The sequence below is a fragment of the Allobosea sp. MMO-172 genome, assembly GCF_037147855.1.
Lineage (GTDB): Bacteria > Pseudomonadota > Alphaproteobacteria > Rhizobiales > Beijerinckiaceae > Allobosea.
This window is the reverse complement of the sequence record NZ_JBBCUM010000001.1, coordinates 123,137-141,210: the sequence shown is the minus strand read 5'-3', so window position 1 is coordinate 141,210 and position 18,074 is coordinate 123,137. Positions and strand designations below refer to the sequence as shown.

Below are 18,074 nucleotides of genomic sequence, written 5' to 3'. Positions count from 1 at the left end.
GCGAGCGACCCTTTTTCTTGTTCGGCTCCGCTTCCGGCCTCAGGCGGCCGGGGCTTTCCCGGTCGGCGTCGGCGTGAAGGTGCCGTCCGCATTCGGCTCCATGGTGACGATGGCGTCGTGCATGTTGCGCAGCGTCGTGCGGTGGCCGATCGAGACGATGCGGGTCTGCGGCAATTCGCGGTCGATCGTCGCGTAGATCTCGCCTTCCAGCTTTTCGTCGAGCGAGGCGGTCGCCTCGTCGAGGAAGAGCCAGTCCGGCTTGCTCAGCAGGGAGCGCGCGACGGCGAGACGCTGCTGCTCGCCGCCCGAGAGGCGCTGCCCCCAGAGGTCGACCTCGTCGAGCTTCTCAGCAAGATGGCCGAGCTTGACCTTCTCCATCGCGGCGCGGATCGCGGCGTCGTCATAGGCGCCTTCCTCGGCCGGGTAGGCGAGCGCCGCCCTGAGCGAGCCTTGCGGCAGGTAGGGCCGCTGCGGCAGCAGCATGATCTGCGCTTCGGCGGGTATGCCGACCTTGCCGTCGCCGAAGGGCCAGATGCCGGCGATGGCGCGGAACAGCGTCGACTTGCCGGAGCCGGAAGGACCGATCAGCAGCGTCGAGCGCGCCGTGCCGAGATCGAGCGCGCCGAGCTTCACGATCGGCTTGCCGTTCGGCAGGAGGAGCGTCGCATCACGGATGTGCAGGCTCTCGTCGCGCGAGGTCTCGCGGCCGAGCGCCTCCTCGCTGATCGAGCCGTGCTGCGCCTCCGCGATCGCCGTCTCGAAGGAGGTGAGGCGGTTGATCGAGGCGAGATAGGAGGCGATCGAGGAGTAGCTGTTGATGATGAAGGACAGGGCCGTCTGCACGCGGTCGAAGGCGCCGGCAACCTGCATCATGACGCCGAGCGTGATCGTGCCGGCGAAATAGTACGGCGCCAGAATGATGTAGGGCAGGACGACGCTGAGCTGGTTGTAGGACAGGGTGAAGCTGGTCAGCTTCAGCCGGCGCCAGACCAGCCGGTAGAAGTTCTCGACGATGTCGCGGAAGCGCTGGGCGAGCTGGCCGCGCTCCGTCGGTTCGCCGACCATCAGGGCGATCTGCTCGGAATACTCACGCAGGCGTGCCAGCGAGAAGCGGAAATTCGCCTCGCGCTTCTCCTGTTCGAATTCGAGGCGGATCAGCGGGCGGCCGATGATATGGGTCAGCCAGGTCGCCGCTGCCGCATAGAAGAATGCCACCCAGAAGATGTAGCCGGGGACGGCGAAGGACGTGCCCGGCAGGGTGAAGGCGACGGGGATGTTCCAGAGGATGATCGAGAACGAGACCAGCGTGGAAACCTGCGAGAGCAGGGGCAGCGCGAAGCCGTAGGTCTGGTTGACGAAGGAGCGCGTGTCTTCGGCGATGCGCTGGTCGGGGTTGTCGACAGTGCCGGCGAGCGCGATCCGGTAATGCGTCGCATGGTCGAGCCACGCTTTCGTGTACTCGTTCGCCATGAACTGCCGCCAGCGGATCAGGATCGTATAGTTGGCGAACAGCTCGATGAGGTTCGAGGCGACCCAGAGCACGGCCCAGACGCAGAACACATAGAACAGCTGGTACCAGAACGCCGCGGCATCCTTGTTCTGCAGCGCGTCATACATGTCGCGGTTGAAGAAGGAGAGGCGCAGCGTGATGCCGACCTGCACCTGGTTCAGCACGATCAGGAAGACGAAGAGCGAGACCGCAAGCGTGCCGAGCCGGATCTTGAACGGTCCGATCGGCCAGAGATTGGCGGTGGTGATCTGATCGGACTCGAAATAGGGCGAGGCGATGCGGGCGATGCGCGCGATCACCGGCACGAAGGAGATCGCGTAGATCAGGATCGCGAAGACGCCGACCGTGGTCGGCAGACTGGTCGGGACCGGCGGGATGCCGAGCGTTGCCGGCCACCAACCGAGATGGGCCGCGATCGCGGCTCCGCCGAACACCAGGTACTCGATCGCGAAGACGCTGGAGAATATCCGCAGGAAGAAGGGCAGGGCCGGCGAGCGGAAGGTCACCGCCGCCAGCAGGAGGCCGACGACTCCCATGCCGATCACTCCGGCCGATCCGGCCTGCTGGCCGACGACCAGCGTAGCAGCCGCCAGCAGGGCGACGAGGATGCTCAACAAGCGCATGGAAGGGAATCCTGGCGGAAAACGGTGAAAGCCACGATTCGGACCATGTCGCAGCGGGAGTGGCCTTTCAATGGCAGCGCGCCCGGATGAGCAAATTGTCATCTCGCGGAGAGCTGGCGGCGAGGAGCACAACGGCCCTGAGAACCGGTTTCCAGAAAAAGGGCGCGATCATCCCGGGCGACCGCAGGGAGACCCGGGATCCATGCCGGAAGCTTTATCGGAAAGGCTCCGGCATGGATCCCGGATCAGCGCTGCTCCGCAGCTTGTCCGGGATGACCCGCGCTTCCGCACAATATGGTGCGGCAATAAAACGAAACGCCCCGGGCGAGCGGGCTCGTCCGGGGCGCGAAGCTGGAAGGATCAGACCAGCCGATCAGGGCGCCGCGACGATCTTGCCGGCGTCCCACTTGTACATCGAGAAGCTCGGCGAGCTCAGGTCGCCGGTCTTGCCGTAGGTCAGCGTGCCGATCGCGGTCTTGACCGGCATGCCGGACTGCAGCGCCTTGGCCGCGCCATTGGCATCGCCCGGCTTGCCGGCCTTCTCGATCGCAGCCTTGAGTACCTCGACGGCGGCATAAGCGTTCAGCGTGAAGGCCTCCGGCGGGATGCCCTTCTCCTTCAGCGCCGCGACGGCCTGGGCCGAGTCGGGGTTCTTCAGCGCGTCGGTCGCGTTGGTGAAGAGCGTGCCGGTGGCATGGTCGCCGCCGATCGCCGCGAACTCGGTGTTGGACAGGCCCTCGCCGCCGATGATCGTCGCCTTGACGCCGGCATCGGCGAGCTGGCGCGCGAGCAGGCCGCCCTCGGGGTGGTAGCCGCCGAAATAGATCGCCTCGACATTCGCAGCCTTCAGGCGCGTCACCACGGCCGAGAGGTCCTTGTCGCCGGGATTGACGGTCAGCGCCGCGATTTCCTTGAGCCCGCCGGCATTGATGCCCTTCTGGAAGGCATCGGCCAGGCCCTTGCCGTAGGTGCCCTTGTCGTGGACGATCGCGATCTTCTTGTCCTTCAGGTTCTTCAGGACATAGGCGGCGGCGATGTCGGCCTGCTGGTCGTCGCGCCCGCAGGTGCGGAAGACATTGGTCAGGCCGCGCGTGGTCAGCGCCGGCGAGGTCGCGGTCGGCGTCACCATCAGCACGCCGCTCTCGGCGAACACGTCCGAGACCGCCATGGCGACGCCGGAGGTCACCGGCCCCACGACGAACTTGACCTTGTCGCCTACGAGCAGGTTGGCGGAGGAGACGCCCTGCTTCGGGTCGCCGGCATCGTCGGCAAGCTTCAGCACGAGCTTCTCGCCGAGCACGCCGCCGGCCTTGTTGATGGCGTCGACGGCGGTCTGGGCGCCGTTCTTGACCTGGTCGCCATAGGCGGCGACCGGGCCGGTCAGCGGTGCGACGAGGCCGATGGTGATGTCGGCGCGCGCGATCTGCGAGGCGAGCAGCGTGGCGGCGAAAGCGACGCCGGTGAGGAGTTTGGAGGTCGTCATGAGCCTCTCCCGATGATTGCCGTTTGGCGCGTCAGAGACTGGCGCGCTTGCCGCTTTTATAGGCGAGAAGACATGGCGGCGGCATGGCGAAGGCAGCCCGGCGGGGCGCCGTGAACGCATGGCGCACCCGGCGGCTGAGGCGCTGCATCATCGCCCAACTAAAAAGGCCCGGCTTGCGCCGGGCCTTCCTGGTAGCTTTCGAGAAGCTGGACTTCCTCAGAAGTCCATGCCGCCCATGCCGCCGCCGCCCATCGGGGGCATCGGGGCGTCCTTCTTCGGCAGGTCAGCGACCATCGCCTCGGTGGTGATCAGCAGGCCCGCGATCGAAGCCGCGTCCTGGATCGCCGTGCGGACGACCTTGGTCGGGTCGATGATGCCGGCCTTGACCAGATCGCCGTACTCGCCGGTCTGGGCGTTGTAGCCGTAGGTGTAGTCCTTCGACTCCAGCAGCTTGCCGACCACGACCGCGCCGTCATCGCCGGCGTTCTCGACGATCTGGCGGGCCGGAGCGGTGATCGCCTTGCGGACGATCTCGACACCGGTCTTCTGGTCGTCGTTCTGGGTCTTGATCGTCTTGACCGAGGACAGCGCGCGCAGGAGCGCAACGCCACCGCCGGGGAGGATGCCTTCTTCGACCGCAGCGCGGGTCGCGTTCAGGGCATCGTCAACGCGGTCCTTCTTCTCCTTGACCTCGACCTCGGTCGCGCCGCCGACGCGGATGACCGCGACGCCGCCGGCGAGCTTGGCCAGACGCTCCTGGAGCTTCTCACGGTCGTAGTCCGAGGAGGTCTCCTCGATCTGGGCCTTGATCTGGCCGACGCGAGCCTCGATGTCCTTCTTCTTGCCGGCGCCGTCGATGATCGTGGTGTTCTCCTTCTCGATGCGCACGCGCTTGGCGCGGCCGAGCATGTTGAGCGTCACGGTCTCGAGCTTGATGCCGAGGTCTTCCGAGATCATCTGGCCGGCGGTCAGGATCGAGATGTCCTCGAGCATGGCCTTGCGGCGATCACCGAAGCCCGGAGCCTTGACGGCCGCGACCTTCAGGCCGCCACGGAGCTTGTTGACGACGAGCGTGGCCAGGGCCTCGCCCTCGACGTCCTCGGCGATGATGAGCAGCGGCTTGCCGGTCTGCACGACGGCCTCGAGGATCGGCAGCATCGCCTGGAGCGACGAGAGCTTCTTCTCGAAGACGAGGATGTAGGGGTCGTCGAGCTCGGCGACCATCTTCTCGGAGTTGGTGATGAAGTACGGCGACAGGTAGCCGCGGTCGAACTGCATGCCCTCGACGACGTCGAGCTCGGTCTCGGCGGTCTTGGCTTCCTCGACGGTGATGACACCCTCGTTGCCGACCTTCTGCATGGCCTTCGAGATCATCTCGCCGACCGACGAGTCGCCGTTGGCCGAGATGGTGCCGACCTGCGCGACTTCCGCGTTCGAGGTGACCTTCTTCGAGTTCTTCTTGAGGTCCGAAACGATCGCCTCGACCGCCAGGTCGATGCCGCGCTTCAGGTCCATCGGGTTCATGCCGGCGGCAACCGACTTGGCGCCTTCACGGACGATCGCCTGGGCGAGGACGGTGGCGGTGGTGGTGCCGTCGCCGGCATGGTCGTTCTGGCGCGAAGCGACTTCGCGGACCATCTGGGCGCCCATGTTCTCGAACTTGTCGGAAAGCTCGATCTCCTTGGCGACGGTGACGCCGTCCTTGGTGATGCGCGGAGCGCCGAACGACTTCTCGATCACGACGTTGCGGCCCTTCGGACCGAGCGTGACCTTCACGGCGTTGGCGAGGACATCCACGCCGCGCAGCATCTTGTCGCGGGCTTCAGTGCCGAATTTGACGTCTTTGGCAGCCATGAGAGCTACTCCTTAGAACTTGAAACGGAAGAGAGCGGTCAGGCGGCGATCAGCCGACGACGCCCATGATGTCGGATTCCTTCATGATCAGGAGGTCCTGACCGTCGATCTTGACCTCGGTGCCCGACCACTTGCCGAACAGGACGCGGTCGCCCTTCTTGACGTCGAGGGCAACGAGCTTGCCGGCCTCGTCACGCGCGCCGGAACCGACGGCGATGACCTCGCCCTCCTGGGGCTTTTCCTTGGCGGTCTCGGGGATGATGATGCCGCCCTTGGTCTTCTCTTCGCTGTCAAGGCGGCGGACCACGACGCGGTCATGCAACGGACGGAACTTCATGGTTCTGTCTTCCTCTCGGTCTTATTCGTTTCGGGTGCCGCTGAAGGGCTCCCGGGGGAGGCTGTTAGCAGTCACCAAGTGAGAGTGCTAACAGATGCCAGCGGAGATAGGCGCGGGGGTACGGAGAGTCAAGGAAGCACTCCGCGATAAAGTGAACGTCGGCGGATGCGGTGTCGCAGGTCGCTTCAGGCCTGCTGGCAGCAGCGCTTGAACACGCTAACATGGCGGAATGACGACGCCCGCTCCCGACCCGCGCCTCGACGCCATCGCCCGCTCCTGCGTCGCGTTGCATGTCCGCATGACCGCCCGCGCCGTGACGCGGGCCTATGACGAGGCGATGCGCCCGAGCGGGCTCAAGATCACCCAGTTCGTGCTGCTTTCGGCGCTCAGCACCGGGCAATGGAAATCGGTCACGGAGCTGGCCGAGCGCTTCGCGCTGGAGCGGACCTCGCTGACCCGCAATCTCCAGCTTCTGGCGGCCGAGGGCATGGTCGAGCCGGTCGAGTGTCGCGGCCGGGCCTCGGTCTATGCGGTGACCGAGAAGGGCAGGGCCGCGATCGAGGCCGCGATCCCGTATTGGCGGGAGGCGCAGGACAAGATCGAGGGCGGCTTCGGCGAGGACCGCTGGCGCGAAACCCGCGACGGGCTCAAGGCATTGCGCCGGGCCGCACGCGGTGAGCGCTGAGGTCGGGTTCTAACGTCGAGTTCGAGCCTTTCAGTGGTCATCCCGGGCGACCACAGGGAGACCCGGGATCCATTCCGAAGCTTCAATCGGAAAAGGCTCCGGAATGGATCCCGGATCTCCGCTTCGCTACGTCCGGGATGACCGCTAAAAGGTTCTCCTTCTGCCCCGGATTGACGCACTCGCGTTTCTCTTCATATCGTGCAGATACACGAATGGAGATCGGTATGAAGCGCGCGGTTGGGGTGGTGTCTCGCGAGGAACTGGTCGCGGGCGATGGCTTGAGCTTCCTGCGCGGCATCATCGCCGGCACCAATCCGGCGCCGCCATTCGCCGACGCGATGGATTTCGAGCTGGCCGAGGCCGACGAGGGCAGGGTGGTCTTCGTCGGAACGCCATCACCGCGTTTCTTCAATCCGCTCGGTACGATCCATGGCGGCTGGACCGCGACGATCCTCGATTCCGCCATGGCTTGCGCCGCCCACGCCACGCTGAAGCCGGGCGAGGGCTACACCACGCTGGAGATGAAGCTGAACTATGTCCGCCCGGTCATGCCGGATAGCGGCCCGGTGCGCTGCGAGGGCAAGCTGATCCATCGCGGCAATTCGGTGATCACGACCGAAGGCAAGCTGGTCGACGCGCGCGGCAAGTTGCTCGCGCATGGCACCGAGACCTGCCTGGTCTTTCCGGCGAAGCGCGCCGAGGCTTGACCGGCCTCTGTGCGGCCTCACGCGGCCGCGCTATTGAGGGGGCTCTCCACGGAGCTGCCCGATGCCCGTCGTTCCGTTCCATGCTCCCGATGTCGCGGCGCGATACCAGTCTTTTCCGGCGCCGCTGCGCGGTCCATTGCTCGAACTGCGCCAGCGCATCTTCGATGTCGCGGCGGCAAGGCCGGTCATCGGAACCTTGCAGGAAACCCTGAAATGGAACGAGCCGGCCTATCATCCCGTCAGGCCGCGTATCGGCACGACGATCCGCCTTGGTCCGCTGCGGGCCGAGCCTGAGGCCTACGCACTCTTCGTTCACTGCCAGACCAGCCTGGCGGATACCTTCAGGCAGCTTTACCCGGATGCCTTGCGGGTGGATGGCGCGCGCACTCTGGTCTTCCGTCTGGGCGAACCTGTGCCAGCCGAGGCGCTCGACCACTGCATCGCGCTCGCCCTGACCTATCACCTCAAGGGTGAAATCAGCGCCGGCTGACCGCGACGGCGCCTGCGACGATCAGCAGGGCGCCTAGATAGGTCGTGTAGAGGGGCACCTCGCCGAACACGAAGAAGCCGAGCAGGCTCGCCCAGATCAGCGCCGTGTACTCGATGGGCGCGAGGCGCGAGGCCGCGGCCCGCGCATAGGCCGAGGTCAGCGTCAGGTGGCCGGCGACGCCGAGCACGCCTGCGAAGAGATAGGCGGCGAAATCCGCCCAAGTCATCGGCACGAAGGCTAGCGCAGCCGGGATCGCGAGGCAGACCGCCGGTCCGGCATTCTGGAAGGCGACGATGACGGTCGGGTGTTCCCGGACCGCGATGCGCCGAAGCAGGATCAGGTTGAAGGCGTAGCTCACCGCCGAGAACAGCGCGGCGGCGACGCCGAGTCCGGCGCCGCTGACATGGCCCTGCAGCCGCGGCCAGACCATCACCAGCATGCCGGCGATTCCGAAGCCGAGCGCCTGCAGGATGCGCTTGTCGATCTTCTCCTTGAGCAGGAGGCCGCCGAGCAGGGCGACGAAGACCGGCGCGAGGAAGGAGAGGGTCAGGGCTTCCGCCAGCGGCAGCACCGAGACCGAATAGAAGAAGCTGCCGGCGGTGAGCACCACCAGCGGAATCCGCGCGAGATTGCCGATCAGGCTTGCTTGCGTCGGCCGGGGCGGACGCGCGATGGCCAGCACGATCAGCGCGCAGATGCCGCCCATCAGGAAGCGCATGAACAGCGCCACGATGAAGGGGTGCTCCTGCATCTGGCCCTTGATCACCCCGTCCATGGCGGTGAGCAGGGCGATGCCGAGCGCGGCTCGGAAGGCGACGGACAGCGTCATGGGCTGGCGCGCAGCGGCTTGCGGAAATGGTATTCCCAGCTTGCCGAGGCGTCGCCGAGATAGCGCTCGCCCGGCCAGCGGACGAAGCCGAGCTTCTCGTAGAAGCGGTGGCCGCGCGCGAAGCGGCTATCCGACCACAGCGCCATCTCGGCAAAGCCACCTTGTTCGGCGAAATCCATCGCCTTGGCGAAGAGGGCTTGCGCCAGCCCGGAGCCCCGGAGGGCGCCGTCGACATAGACCTTGGCGAGCTCGACCGCATTCTGCCCGGGCACCGGCACGACGCCGAGAGAACCGGTGATGCGGCCGTCCGGCCCGTCCACGACCCAGAGCAGGCCGCCCTTGGCTGCGAAACAGGAGGCCGGCCGGCGCAGTTCCGGCAGCTCTTCCTCGACGAAGATGCAGCCCGGATACTCCGCGAAGCTCGCCGCGATCAGAGCGGAAAGCGGGCCGGAATCGTCGTCTCGGGCAGGCCGGATGGGCGGGATCATGATGTTGGCCTTACGGTCAAATCCAGCTGCCGTACAGATGCGGGAACGGCATCGCCCAATGCCCTGGCGGCAGGGCGGGGCATGCGGTGCCGCGCAACGCCTCTTGGAAAACCGGTTTCGTCCGGCTACCCCCGGTTTCGCGGGCGCCAGCGCCGATGAGTCGCGCGCTTGCGCCGTGGCAGCCGCAGGATCGTAAGGGAGTGACGAAGGCCCGATGACCGTTCTTCTGCCCTTCATCGTCAATGCCGGGCTGAATTTCGTCCTCGGGCTGCTCGTCGCCCTGTTCCTCGGCCCCGAAGCTTTCGGTCTTTACGCCATCGGCGCCGCCACCGTCGTGCTCGTCAACACGGCGCTGCTCGACTGGCTGAAGCTCTCCGTCGTGCGGTTCTACTCTGTCGAAACCCGCGAGAGCGATCCCGGCATCCGGGCGACGCTCGATCTGCTCTTCGCCGGCGTCAGCCTGTCGCTTTGCGCGCTGCTTGCCGCGGCCTTGCTCGCGGGCGTGGATGCAGGGCTGCCGGCCGCGCTGCTGATGGTCTCGGTCGCGGGCGGCATCGCCGCCGGCTGGTTCGACTATCACGCGGCCATCGCCCGCTCCCGCTTTCGCGACGCGGCCTATGCTCGGCTCGTGCTGGTCCGCAGCGTCGCGGCACTGCTGCTAATGGTCGGTGGCGCCTGGTGGACCCGCGATCCGGCCGTCGTCCTGCTGGGCGGCGTGCTCAGCGCGGTTGCCGCCGTTATCGCCAATCGCGGCAGGCTCGCCGATATGAGGCCGCCGCCAGGCGCGCCCCGGACCGACCTGATGCGCGGTTTCGCGCGCTACGCCCTGCCGCTGGTCGCGGGCAACGCCGTCTACGCCGCGATCCCGCTCCTCAACCGCGCCATCCTCGCCGACAGGCTTGGCTTCGCCGAGGCCGGCTATTTCTCGCTGGCGTCCGATATCGGCCTCCGGCTCTTCCCGGTTCTGGCCACGATGCTGGAGATCGTGCTGCTGCGCGAGGTCATCCGCCTCGACGAGACGCGGGGCCGCATCGCCGCGCAGAAGCGCATCGCCCGCAACATGGTCCCGGTGATCGCCTGCGTGCTGCCGGTCGCGCTCGGCTTCTGGCTGATCCTGCCGGCCTTCGAGCGGCTTTTCGTGCCCGCGAGCTTCCGCGGCCATTTCGCCGGCCATATGGCGCTGCTGCTGCCGGGCTTCGCGGCGATCGCACTGTTCCAGGCCGGTCTCGCGCCCGTCTTCCTGCTGGCGAAGCGCACGCTCGTCGCGATCCTCGCGTCCCTGATCGGGCTCGCCGTCAATCTCGCCCTCATCTTCGCGCTGCCGGGGACGCTGGCGCCGGCGACGGTCTCGGTCGCGCAAAGTGCTGCTTACCTGACGGCGCTGCTAGTCATGGCCGTGGTCGCGCTGCGCGCATTGCCGGTCCTGCCGCCATTGCGCGAGATCGCCTGCGTCCTCGCCGCCGGCATCGCGATGGGCCTTGCGGTCTGGCCGTTGCGCGGCGTGCTTCCGGCGCCGCTGGAGCTGCCGCTCCAGGTCGTCCTCGGCGGGCTGGTCTATGCGGCGGTGATCCTCGCCTGCGATGTAGGGCGCTGGCGCACCGGCCTGAAGCTGCGCTGGCTCGCCCGGCGGTCCGCGCGCCGGTGAGGCCGCGCCGGCAAGGTTTCCTTCACCCTGTCGTTTGACCGCTCGCTAAGGTTAATTCCGCGAATTGCCTCGGTTAAGGCCGGTTTGTGCGCCTGAGAGTCAACGATTCACCATTCCTTTCAGGGCACGCCGCAGGCTTTCAGGCAGTCGATGTCGAGAGTACCCGCGTCATGCGTCGAAAGATCATCCTCCCGCTCCTCGCCGTTGCCGGCGCCCTGGCCGTGGCCGGGCCGGCCCTCGCGCAGGGCTACCGCCAGAATTACGGCTATGCCGCGCCGAACGATCCGATGGCTTCAGGCGGCGGGCGCGGCAACTATGGCGGCGGCTTCATCGAGATGTTGATGACCGGCCGCGACCCGACGCCGGCGGGGCGTGGCGGCGCGGTCTATAACCGCCCCGGCGGCTATGCCTATGGCCAGCGGGTGCAGCCGCAGGGCGGCTATGAAGACCCGTTCGAGGCCGCACGCCAGCCACGCGCCGGCCGCCGCATGGCCGCGCTCGGCGAGCCTGTCGAGCCGCAGCAGGGCATCCAGAGCATTGTCGATCCGCGTTTCCGCAAGCAGGAAGTCGCCTATGATGGCCCGCACAAGCCGGGCACGATCATCATCGATACCCCGCAGCGCTTCCTCTTTCTGGTGCAGCCGGGTGGCCGGGCCATGCGCTACGGCATCGGCGTCGGCCGGCCGGGCTTCTCCTGGGCCGGCATGAAGACGATCACTCGCAAGGCGGAATGGCCGAGCTGGACGCCGCCGGCCGAGATGCTGAAGCGCCGGCCCGACCTGCCGCGCTTCATGACCGGCGGTCCCGACAACCCGATGGGCGCGCGCGCCATGTATCTGGGCTCGACGCTCTATCGCATCCACGGCACCAACGAGCCGAACACGATCGGGCAGGCGGTGTCCTCGGGCTGCATCCGCATGACCAATGATGACGTCACCGACCTCTACGAGCGCGTCCGCGTCGGCGCCAAGGTGCTGGTGATCTGAGCCCCCGTCTCGCTCACCGCTCATGAAAAACGGCGGCCGCGCATCGCGGGCCGCCGTTTGCATTCGATAGGCTTGTCAGGGGCGAAGGACGCCTCAGACCCAGCTGTCGTCGTCCCCGCCGCCATCGTCGAAGCCGGGATCGGCATCGTCGTAGTTGGCGTTCTGGTAATTGGCCTCGCCGTCATAGCCCTGGCCGTAGCCGCTATCCTGCGCGGTCTGGCTGGCCGCCGGCTGGGCGCTGGCGCTCTGGTCGGCAGCCGCCTGCTGGGGCGCCGCCGGGCTTGAGCTGGAGCTCGCGCCGGCGTCGCTTGCGGTCTGCGTCGCAGGCTTGCTGCCGCCGCCGAAGGCGTTGCTCAGCACATTGCCGAGCATCATGCCACCGGCGACGCCGGCTGCCGTGGTCAGCGCGCTCGCCATGAAGCCGCCGCCGCGTCCGGGCGCCTGCTGCGGCTGGTTGCTCCAGGGGCCGGGCTGACTCTGACCCTGCGCCTGCATCGGCATGGCCTGACCGGGAGCAGCCGCTTGCGCCTGCGGCTGCGTGTTCCAGACGCCGGACGGCGCTGCGGCGTCAGCGCGCGGCGGCACGGGCGGAACCGAGCCGGTGCGCGGCACCGAACCGCCGCCGAAAATGCCGGACAGGAAGCCGCCGGCCTGCGGCTGGGCCGCCTCGCTGGCGCGCGTCTGCGCCTCGCGCAACTGCGCCTGCAGGCTCTCGACCTGCTGGTTCAGGTTGGCAAGCGCCTGCTCCTGCACATAGACCGCCTGGGCCATGGCATAGGGCGCATAGGGCTGCTCGCGCAGGCGTTCCGCGATGAAATTCTCAGCCTCGGGGTCGCGGGGCTGGTTGGCCGCCTGCCGAAGGCGGTCGAAAATCCCGGCGATCACGTCGCGTTCTTGCGGCGTCATCGTCATCTCCTCTCGTTGCGCGGCGCGGTTGCGCCGCGCTCAAGAGGTGGGATCGGCCTGTGACGGTATCAAGGCGTCGGCGTGACGTTGCCGACCTCAGATGCTGCCGAAATCGTCGTCCGGTGGCGGCATCTCGTCGACCTCGGACGGCGCCTGCAGCGTGCCGCGGTTCAACACCACGACCGTCGTGCCGGTCGGGACGCGGCTGTAGAGATCGATGATGTCCTGGTTGAACAGGCGGATGCAGCCCGAGGAGACCGACTTGCCGATCGACCACGGCTCGGAGGTGCCGTGAATGCGGTAGAGCGTGTCGCGGCCGCCCTGGTAGAGATAGAGCGCGCGGGCGCCGAGCGGGTTCTCGAGGCCGCCGGCCATGCCGGCCGCCCAGGGGCGGTTGCGCTCCGGCTCGCGGGCGATCATCGCCGGCGTCGGGGTCCAGCGCGGCCACTGCGCCTTGCGGGCGACCGTGGCGCGGCCGCGCCAGGACATGCCCTGCTTGCCGACGCCGATGCCGTAGCGGACGGCCTTGCCACCTTCCATCACGAGATAGAGATAGCGGTTGTCGGTATCGACGACGATCGTGCCGGGCTGTTCGCGGGTCGGGTACGAGACGATGCGGCGCAGGAACTGCGGCTCGACCTCGGAGAGGTCCGTGGCCGGCAGCGGGTGCTGCTCATCCGGCCGCTCGCCATACATCGCCAGGTATTCAGCGCTGATATGCGGCCCCTGATGCGCGACCTCGAACGGCTCCGGGCGCCGGTTGGCAACGCAGGCGGCGAGGAAGAGCGGGCTCAGGACCGCGAAGACGCGGCGGGTCGGCCGGGCGAGGGGAGAGGCGGACGGACGGTCGGGAGACATCGACGGACAACTCGGCGTTACGGGCAAAAAAGAACGGCGGAACAGCGCATTGGTTCCATGCGCCGCTGTTGACCCCCGTTCAAGGTGCCCGAGATGGCCTTGGGGTGAACAGGAGATGGCCAAATTGTGTCCGTGCAACGCTGTGGCCGTTCGGCAACAGATGAGGCCGGCGCCGGAAAGCCCTGTCGGGCAAGCTCAGGCCGCCTCCCGCAAACCCCATTTCAGCAGCCCCAACCTCTCGCGGTCCCACCAGCGCCAGAGCATCATTACGGCAACGACCGTGAGCCCGGTCACCAGCCCGATCCAGATGCCGCTGCCGGCGAGCGGCGTCATGAAGCCGAGCACGGCCGAAAGCGGCAGGCCGATGCCCCAATAGCCGATGCCGGCGAGGATCATCGGCAGGCGCGTGTCGCCGAGGCCGCGCAGGATCGACGAGCCGATGACCTGTGCCCCGTCGGCGATCTGGAAGACGGCCGCATAGAACAGGAAGACCGTGGCGATCTGGGCCACCGCCTCCGCGCCGGGCTTCGAACGGTCGAGAAAGGGCGCGATCAGCCAATGCGGCACGATCGCCATCAGCAGCGCTGTGAAGCACATGAAGCTCAGCGCCAGGATCAGCGCCATCATGCCGGCGCGCCGGATGCCCTCCTTGTCGCCGGAGCCGAAGGCGCGCCCGACCCGTACGGTCCCGGCCTGGCCGATGCCGAGCGGCACCATGAAGGCGAGCGAGGCGATCTGGATCGCGATGGCATGGGCCGCGAGCGCGGTCGAGCCGATCAGCCCCATCATGAAGGCCGCGCCGTAGAAGATCAGCGATTCGAACGAGAGCGTCAGCGAGATCGGCAGGCCCATGCGCCAGAAGGCGCGATAGCGCGGCCAATCGGGCACCCAGAAGCGGCCGAAGACCTGATAGCGCCGGAAGCGCCGGTCGAGCGAGACGACGAGCGTCAGGCCGAGGAACATCAGGGTCGAGGATATCGCGGTCGCCAGCCCCGAACCCGGCAGGCCGAGCGCGGGGAAGCCGAGCCGCCCGAACATCAGGCACCAGTTGGCGAAGGCGTTGAACGCCACCGCGAAGAGCACAACGATGAAGGCCCAGCGCGGTCGCTGCAGCGCCGCGACGAAGCCGCGCAGGCACAGATAGAGGAAGAAGGGCAGCAGGCCCCATTGCAGCGTGTGGATATAGGAGGCCGCCGCCTTCGACAGGACCGGGTCCTGGCCCATCGCCCGCAGGATGAACTCCGCCTGCCACAGAAAGAGCCACATCGGCCCGACCATGGTCGCGGCTGCCCAGAAGCCCTGCCGCACCGTGCGGCGCAGATCGCGCACCGCATGCTTGTTGCGGCCGAGCTCGATCGCGAGCATCGGTGCGACCGCGCCCATCGCGCCGATGCCGAAGATCAGCGCGGCATTGTAGAGATTGGTGCCGAGCGCGCCGGCCGCCAGCGCATCCGGGCCGAGCTGGCCCATCATGATGACGTCGGTTGCCGTCATCGCGTTCTGCGCGACATTGGTCAGCACCATCGGCCAGCCCAGCGCGAGCATGGCCCGCGCCTCGGCGAGCCAGGGATGATCGGAGCGGGACGCGGCGATTGCAGACATGGGGCGCCGCTTCTACCGCCGATTGCACCGTCGAAACAGTCGCTGGCGCGCGCTTCATCGTCCGGAGCCGATGCGCTGGACGCGGGTCGACAAGCGCCATCGCGGTCTGCATCTTGCCTTGCCGACTACGGAGGGCCTGAGGCGATGAGCACCAATCTGAGGATCGATGGCGCGAGGCTGACCTCGCGCCTGGCCGAACTCTCGAAGATCGGTGCGACGCCGGAAGGCGGCTGCCGCCGTCTCGCCCTGACCGACGAGGACAGGCAGGGCCGCGACTGGCTGGTCGGCCAGATGAAGGCGCTCGGCCTCGATACCCGCGTCGACGCGATCGGCAACATCGTTGGCATCCTCAAGGGCCAGGAGGACGGCCCGGCCGTCATCATGGGCTCGCATATTGACACGGTCGGCACCGGCGGGCGCTTCGACGGCGCTCTCGGCGTCGTCGCCGGCGTCGAGGTCCTCGCGGCCCTGCGTGATGCCGGCCTGACGCCGAAGCGCGACATGGCGGTGATCGCCTTCACCAACGAGGAGGGCGCGCGCTTCCACCCCGACATGCTCGGCTCCTATGTCTGGGCCGGTGGCATGAGCGTCGAGGCAGCGCACAGGGAGGTCGATTCCGAGGGCGTCGGCCTTGGCGCCGAACTGAAGCGCATCGGCTACGAGGGCGCCGAGAAGCCGGGCTTCCTGCCGGCCCATGCCTATATCGAGATGCATATCGAGCAGGGCCCGGTCCTCGAGAACGAGGGCGGCGGGCTCGGCGCCGTCACCGGCATTCAGGCGATCTGCTGGCTGGAACTCACCCTGAAGGGCCGCCCGAGCCATGCCGGCACGACGCCGATGGCCTATCGCAAGGACCCCGGGCTGGCGGCTGCGCGCATCAACATCTTCGCCAACGAATTGACCAAGACCATCCCCAACCAGCTCGCCAATAGCGGCGTCATCCGCGTCCAGCCCGGCAACGTCAATGTCGTGCCCGAGACGGTGGTGATGACGCTCGACCTGCGCAATCCGCTCGACGCGCCGCTGGCCCAGGCCGAGGCTGCGGTCCGCGCCTTCTGCGCCGAACTCGCCGAGCGCGACGGCATCGAGATCTCCTTCCGCGATCTCGCACGCTTCCCGGCGACGCCCTTCGCCGAGGAGCTGATCGCCGAGGTGGAGCGCAGCGCGGGCCAGTTCGGCCTGCCGATCCGGCGCATGATCTCGGGCGCCGGCCATGACGCGCAGATGATGGCGCGGCTTTGCCCGACGGCGATGGTGTTCATCCCCTCCATCGGCGGGCTCTCGCACAACCCGGCCGAGTTCAGCACCGATGACGACATGGTCGCCGGTGCCAATATCCTGCTCACCACCGCCTGGCGCGTCGCCAACGCCTGAAAGAGCTTGAATAAGTGAGCCCTCATCCTGAGGAGGCCCGCTAGGGCCGTCTCGAAGGATGTTCCAGGAGGCTCCGGAAGCATCTGGAGCATCCTTCGAGACGGCCCTAGCGGGCCTCCTCAGGATGAGGGCTCGCAATCAATGAGGCCGTAAAAGGAGCTTCGATGACGACGATCGCCACGCTTTCCGCCGCCGAGCTCGGCCCACTCTACGCCAGCAAGCAGCTCTCCCCCGTCGAGGTTGCGAAGGACACGCTGGCCCGCATCGAGCGCTTCGAGCCTGAGGTCAACGCCTTCGCCGTCCGCGACGAGGCGGTGACGCTCGCCATGGCCGAAGCCTCGCAGGCGCGCTGGCTGAAGGGCGAGGCGATTGGCCCGCTCGACGGCGTGCCGGTCACAATCAAGGACAATCTCGGCGTCGCCGGCTGGTCGATGCAGCGCGGCTCCGCCATTGCCTCCGACGCGCCATTCCCGGAGGATTCCCCGGTCACGGCGCGGTTGCGCGAGGCCGGAACGGTCTTCCTCGGCAAGACCACGATGCCGGAATATGGCTGGAAGGGCGTCGGCGATTCGCCTGCGACCGGCATCACCCGCAATCCCTGGAACACCGGCACGGGGCCGGGCGGCTCCTCCTCGGGCGCAGCCGTTTGCGCCGCGCTCAATCTCGGCTGCATCCATATTGGTACCGACGGGGCGGGCTCCGTGCGCATTCCCGCGGCCTTCACCGGCGTCGTCGGCCTGAAGCCGAGCTATGGCCGCGTCCCGGCCTGGCCGATCTCGGTCATGGGCTTCCTCGCCCATCTCGGGCCGCTGACCCGCACCGTCATGGATACGGCGCTGGCCATGAAGGCGATCGGCCAGCCCGATGCGCGCGACATGACGGCGCTGCTCGATCGCCCGCCGGATTATGTCGATGGCCTCAAGGGCAGCATGAGGGGCTTGCGCGTCGCCTGGTCGCCGCGTCTCGGCCGGAATGTGGCCGTCGATCCCGAGATCGCCTCTCTGACGGCCGCTGCCGCGCAGGCCTTCACGGAACTCGGCGCGACGGTGGAGGAGGTCGATCCCGGCTTCGACGATCCGATCGACATCCTGATGACGCTCTGGTCCTCGGGCGCGGCGCTGGCCCTGAAGAACATCGATGCCGCCGGCCGCAAGCAGATGGACCCCGGCCTCGTCGCGGTGGCGGAGCAGGGCGAGCGCATCCCGGCCTCTGCCTATGTCGATGCGCTCCTGAACCAGCGCAACGCGCTGGCTTACCGCATGGCGCAGTTCCACCAGCAATACGACCTGCTGCTGACGCCGACCCTGCCGCTGCCGGCCTTCGCAGTCGGGCGCGACACGCCGGAGCACGGTGCCTATGGCGAGGACTGGACGCGCTGGACGCCCTTCACCTACCCCTTCAACATCACCGAGCAGCCGGCGGTCTCGGTGCCTTGCGGCCTGACCAGCGCGGGCCTGCCGGCCGGCCTCCAGATTATCGGCGCCTTTGGCAAGGATGCGCTCGTGCTGCGGGCAGCGGCAGCCTTCGAACAGGCGCGGCCCTTCGCCCGTGTGGATGAACCGGTCAAACCGATTTAGGCCCGAATATTTTTCGCTTTTCCCGGAACGGGCAAAAAAGCCCGTCCGGGAGCAGAAACTGCGGGTTCTCCCCCCGAAAGTTCCGTCTGGCACGAACCGTGCAGGCGAAGATCCGGCCTC

16 protein-coding genes are annotated in these 18,074 nt (G+C 67.6%); 7 read left to right on the top strand and 9 right to left on the bottom strand.

What is annotated here, in order from left to right; all coding sequences use genetic code 11:
• Positions 1–39: 39 nt before the first annotated feature.
• The 4 genes from WFK61_RS00630 to groES all read right to left on the bottom strand — a co-directional run bounded on the left by WFK61_RS00630 (position 40) and on the right by groES (position 5,807).
• Positions 40–2,133 carry an ABC transporter ATP-binding protein/permease gene (locus tag WFK61_RS00630; RefSeq protein WP_336809611.1) on the bottom strand — a complete coding sequence of 698 codons (2,094 nt, stop codon included), beginning with the start codon at positions 2,131–2,133 and terminating at the stop codon, positions 40–42.
• A gap of 373 nt (positions 2,134–2,506) precedes the next feature.
• Positions 2,507–3,616 carry a branched-chain amino acid ABC transporter substrate-binding protein gene (locus WFK61_RS00625; RefSeq protein ID WP_336809610.1) on the bottom strand — a complete coding sequence of 370 codons (1,110 nt, stop codon included), beginning with the start codon at positions 3,614–3,616 and terminating at the stop codon, positions 2,507–2,509.
• Between the two features lie 216 nt (positions 3,617–3,832).
• The gene (groL, locus tag WFK61_RS00620; RefSeq protein WP_336809609.1) at positions 3,833–5,470 is read right to left on the bottom strand and encodes a chaperonin GroEL; all 1,638 of its coding nucleotides are present in this window, start codon (positions 5,468–5,470) and stop codon (positions 3,833–3,835) included.
• 49 nt (positions 5,471–5,519) lie between these two features.
• Positions 5,520–5,807, bottom strand: a complete 288-nt coding sequence (groES, locus tag WFK61_RS00615) for a co-chaperone GroES (RefSeq protein WP_047576256.1) — start codon at positions 5,805–5,807, stop codon at positions 5,520–5,522.
• Between the two features lie 229 nt (positions 5,808–6,036).
• On the opposite strand from groES, the gene WFK61_RS00610 reads away from it, so the two are divergent.
• The 3 genes from WFK61_RS00610 (at position 6,037) to WFK61_RS00600 (ending at position 7,689) form a co-directional block, all read left to right on the top strand.
• Complete coding sequence (locus WFK61_RS00610) at positions 6,037–6,492, top strand: MarR family winged helix-turn-helix transcriptional regulator (protein WP_257735460.1); 456 nt, start codon at positions 6,037–6,039, stop codon at positions 6,490–6,492.
• 224 nt (positions 6,493–6,716) lie between these two features.
• Positions 6,717–7,199 (top strand): PaaI family thioesterase, encoded by a 483-nt coding sequence (locus WFK61_RS00605; RefSeq protein WP_336809605.1) that lies wholly within the window; start codon positions 6,717–6,719, stop codon positions 7,197–7,199.
• Between the two features lie 61 nt (positions 7,200–7,260).
• Positions 7,261–7,689 carry a DUF1801 domain-containing protein gene (locus WFK61_RS00600; RefSeq protein WP_336809603.1) on the top strand — a complete coding sequence of 143 codons (429 nt, stop codon included), beginning with the start codon at positions 7,261–7,263 and terminating at the stop codon, positions 7,687–7,689.
• On the opposite strand, the gene WFK61_RS00595 is transcribed toward WFK61_RS00600, so the two are convergent.
• Together WFK61_RS00595 and WFK61_RS00590 are read right to left on the bottom strand one after the other, a co-directional pair.
• The gene (locus WFK61_RS00595) at positions 7,676–8,518 is read right to left on the bottom strand and encodes a DMT family transporter (protein ID WP_336809601.1); all 843 of its coding nucleotides are present in this window, start codon (positions 8,516–8,518) and stop codon (positions 7,676–7,678) included. The two genes, WFK61_RS00600 and WFK61_RS00595, sit on opposite strands and share 14 nt — an antisense overlap.
• A complete protein-coding gene (locus tag WFK61_RS00590) occupies positions 8,515–9,006 on the bottom strand; it encodes a GNAT family N-acetyltransferase (RefSeq protein WP_336809599.1) in 492 nt (163 codons plus the stop codon). The genes WFK61_RS00595 and WFK61_RS00590 overlap by 4 nt, the downstream gene beginning before the upstream one ends.
• Before the next feature lie 214 nt (positions 9,007–9,220).
• Between WFK61_RS00590 and WFK61_RS00585 the strand changes: the two genes are divergently transcribed.
• Together WFK61_RS00585 and WFK61_RS00580 are read left to right on the top strand one after the other, a co-directional pair.
• Complete coding sequence (locus tag WFK61_RS00585; RefSeq protein WP_336809597.1) at positions 9,221–10,651, top strand: lipopolysaccharide biosynthesis protein; 1,431 nt, start codon at positions 9,221–9,223, stop codon at positions 10,649–10,651.
• A gap of 170 nt (positions 10,652–10,821) precedes the next feature.
• Positions 10,822–11,637, top strand: coding sequence for a L,D-transpeptidase (locus tag WFK61_RS00580; RefSeq protein ID WP_336809595.1), 816 nt, complete (start codon positions 10,822–10,824; stop codon positions 11,635–11,637).
• A gap of 93 nt (positions 11,638–11,730) precedes the next feature.
• On the opposite strand, the gene WFK61_RS00575 is transcribed toward WFK61_RS00580, so the two are convergent.
• From WFK61_RS00575 to WFK61_RS00565, 3 genes are all read right to left on the bottom strand, one after another.
• Positions 11,731–12,543 (bottom strand): DUF2076 domain-containing protein, encoded by an 813-nt coding sequence (locus tag WFK61_RS00575; RefSeq protein WP_336809593.1) that lies wholly within the window; start codon positions 12,541–12,543, stop codon positions 11,731–11,733.
• Between the two features lie 96 nt (positions 12,544–12,639).
• On the bottom strand, positions 12,640–13,401 hold the full coding sequence (locus tag WFK61_RS00570) for a L,D-transpeptidase (RefSeq protein ID WP_336809591.1): 762 nt from the start codon (positions 13,399–13,401) through the stop codon (positions 12,640–12,642).
• Positions 13,402–13,596: 195 nt separating this feature from the next.
• Positions 13,597–15,003 carry an MATE family efflux transporter gene (locus tag WFK61_RS00565; RefSeq protein ID WP_336809589.1) on the bottom strand — a complete coding sequence of 469 codons (1,407 nt, stop codon included), beginning with the start codon at positions 15,001–15,003 and terminating at the stop codon, positions 13,597–13,599.
• Positions 15,004–15,147: 144 nt separating this feature from the next.
• Here WFK61_RS00565 and WFK61_RS00560 point away from each other — a divergent pair, with 144 nt between their 5' ends.
• A complete protein-coding gene (locus tag WFK61_RS00560) occupies positions 15,148–16,377 on the top strand; it encodes a M20 family metallo-hydrolase (RefSeq protein WP_336809587.1) in 1,230 nt (409 codons plus the stop codon).
• A gap of 164 nt (positions 16,378–16,541) precedes the next feature.
• Positions 16,542–17,954 (top strand): amidase, encoded by a 1,413-nt coding sequence (locus tag WFK61_RS00555; protein WP_336809585.1) that lies wholly within the window; start codon positions 16,542–16,544, stop codon positions 17,952–17,954.
• The last annotated feature ends 120 nt before the right edge of the window (positions 17,955–18,074 follow it).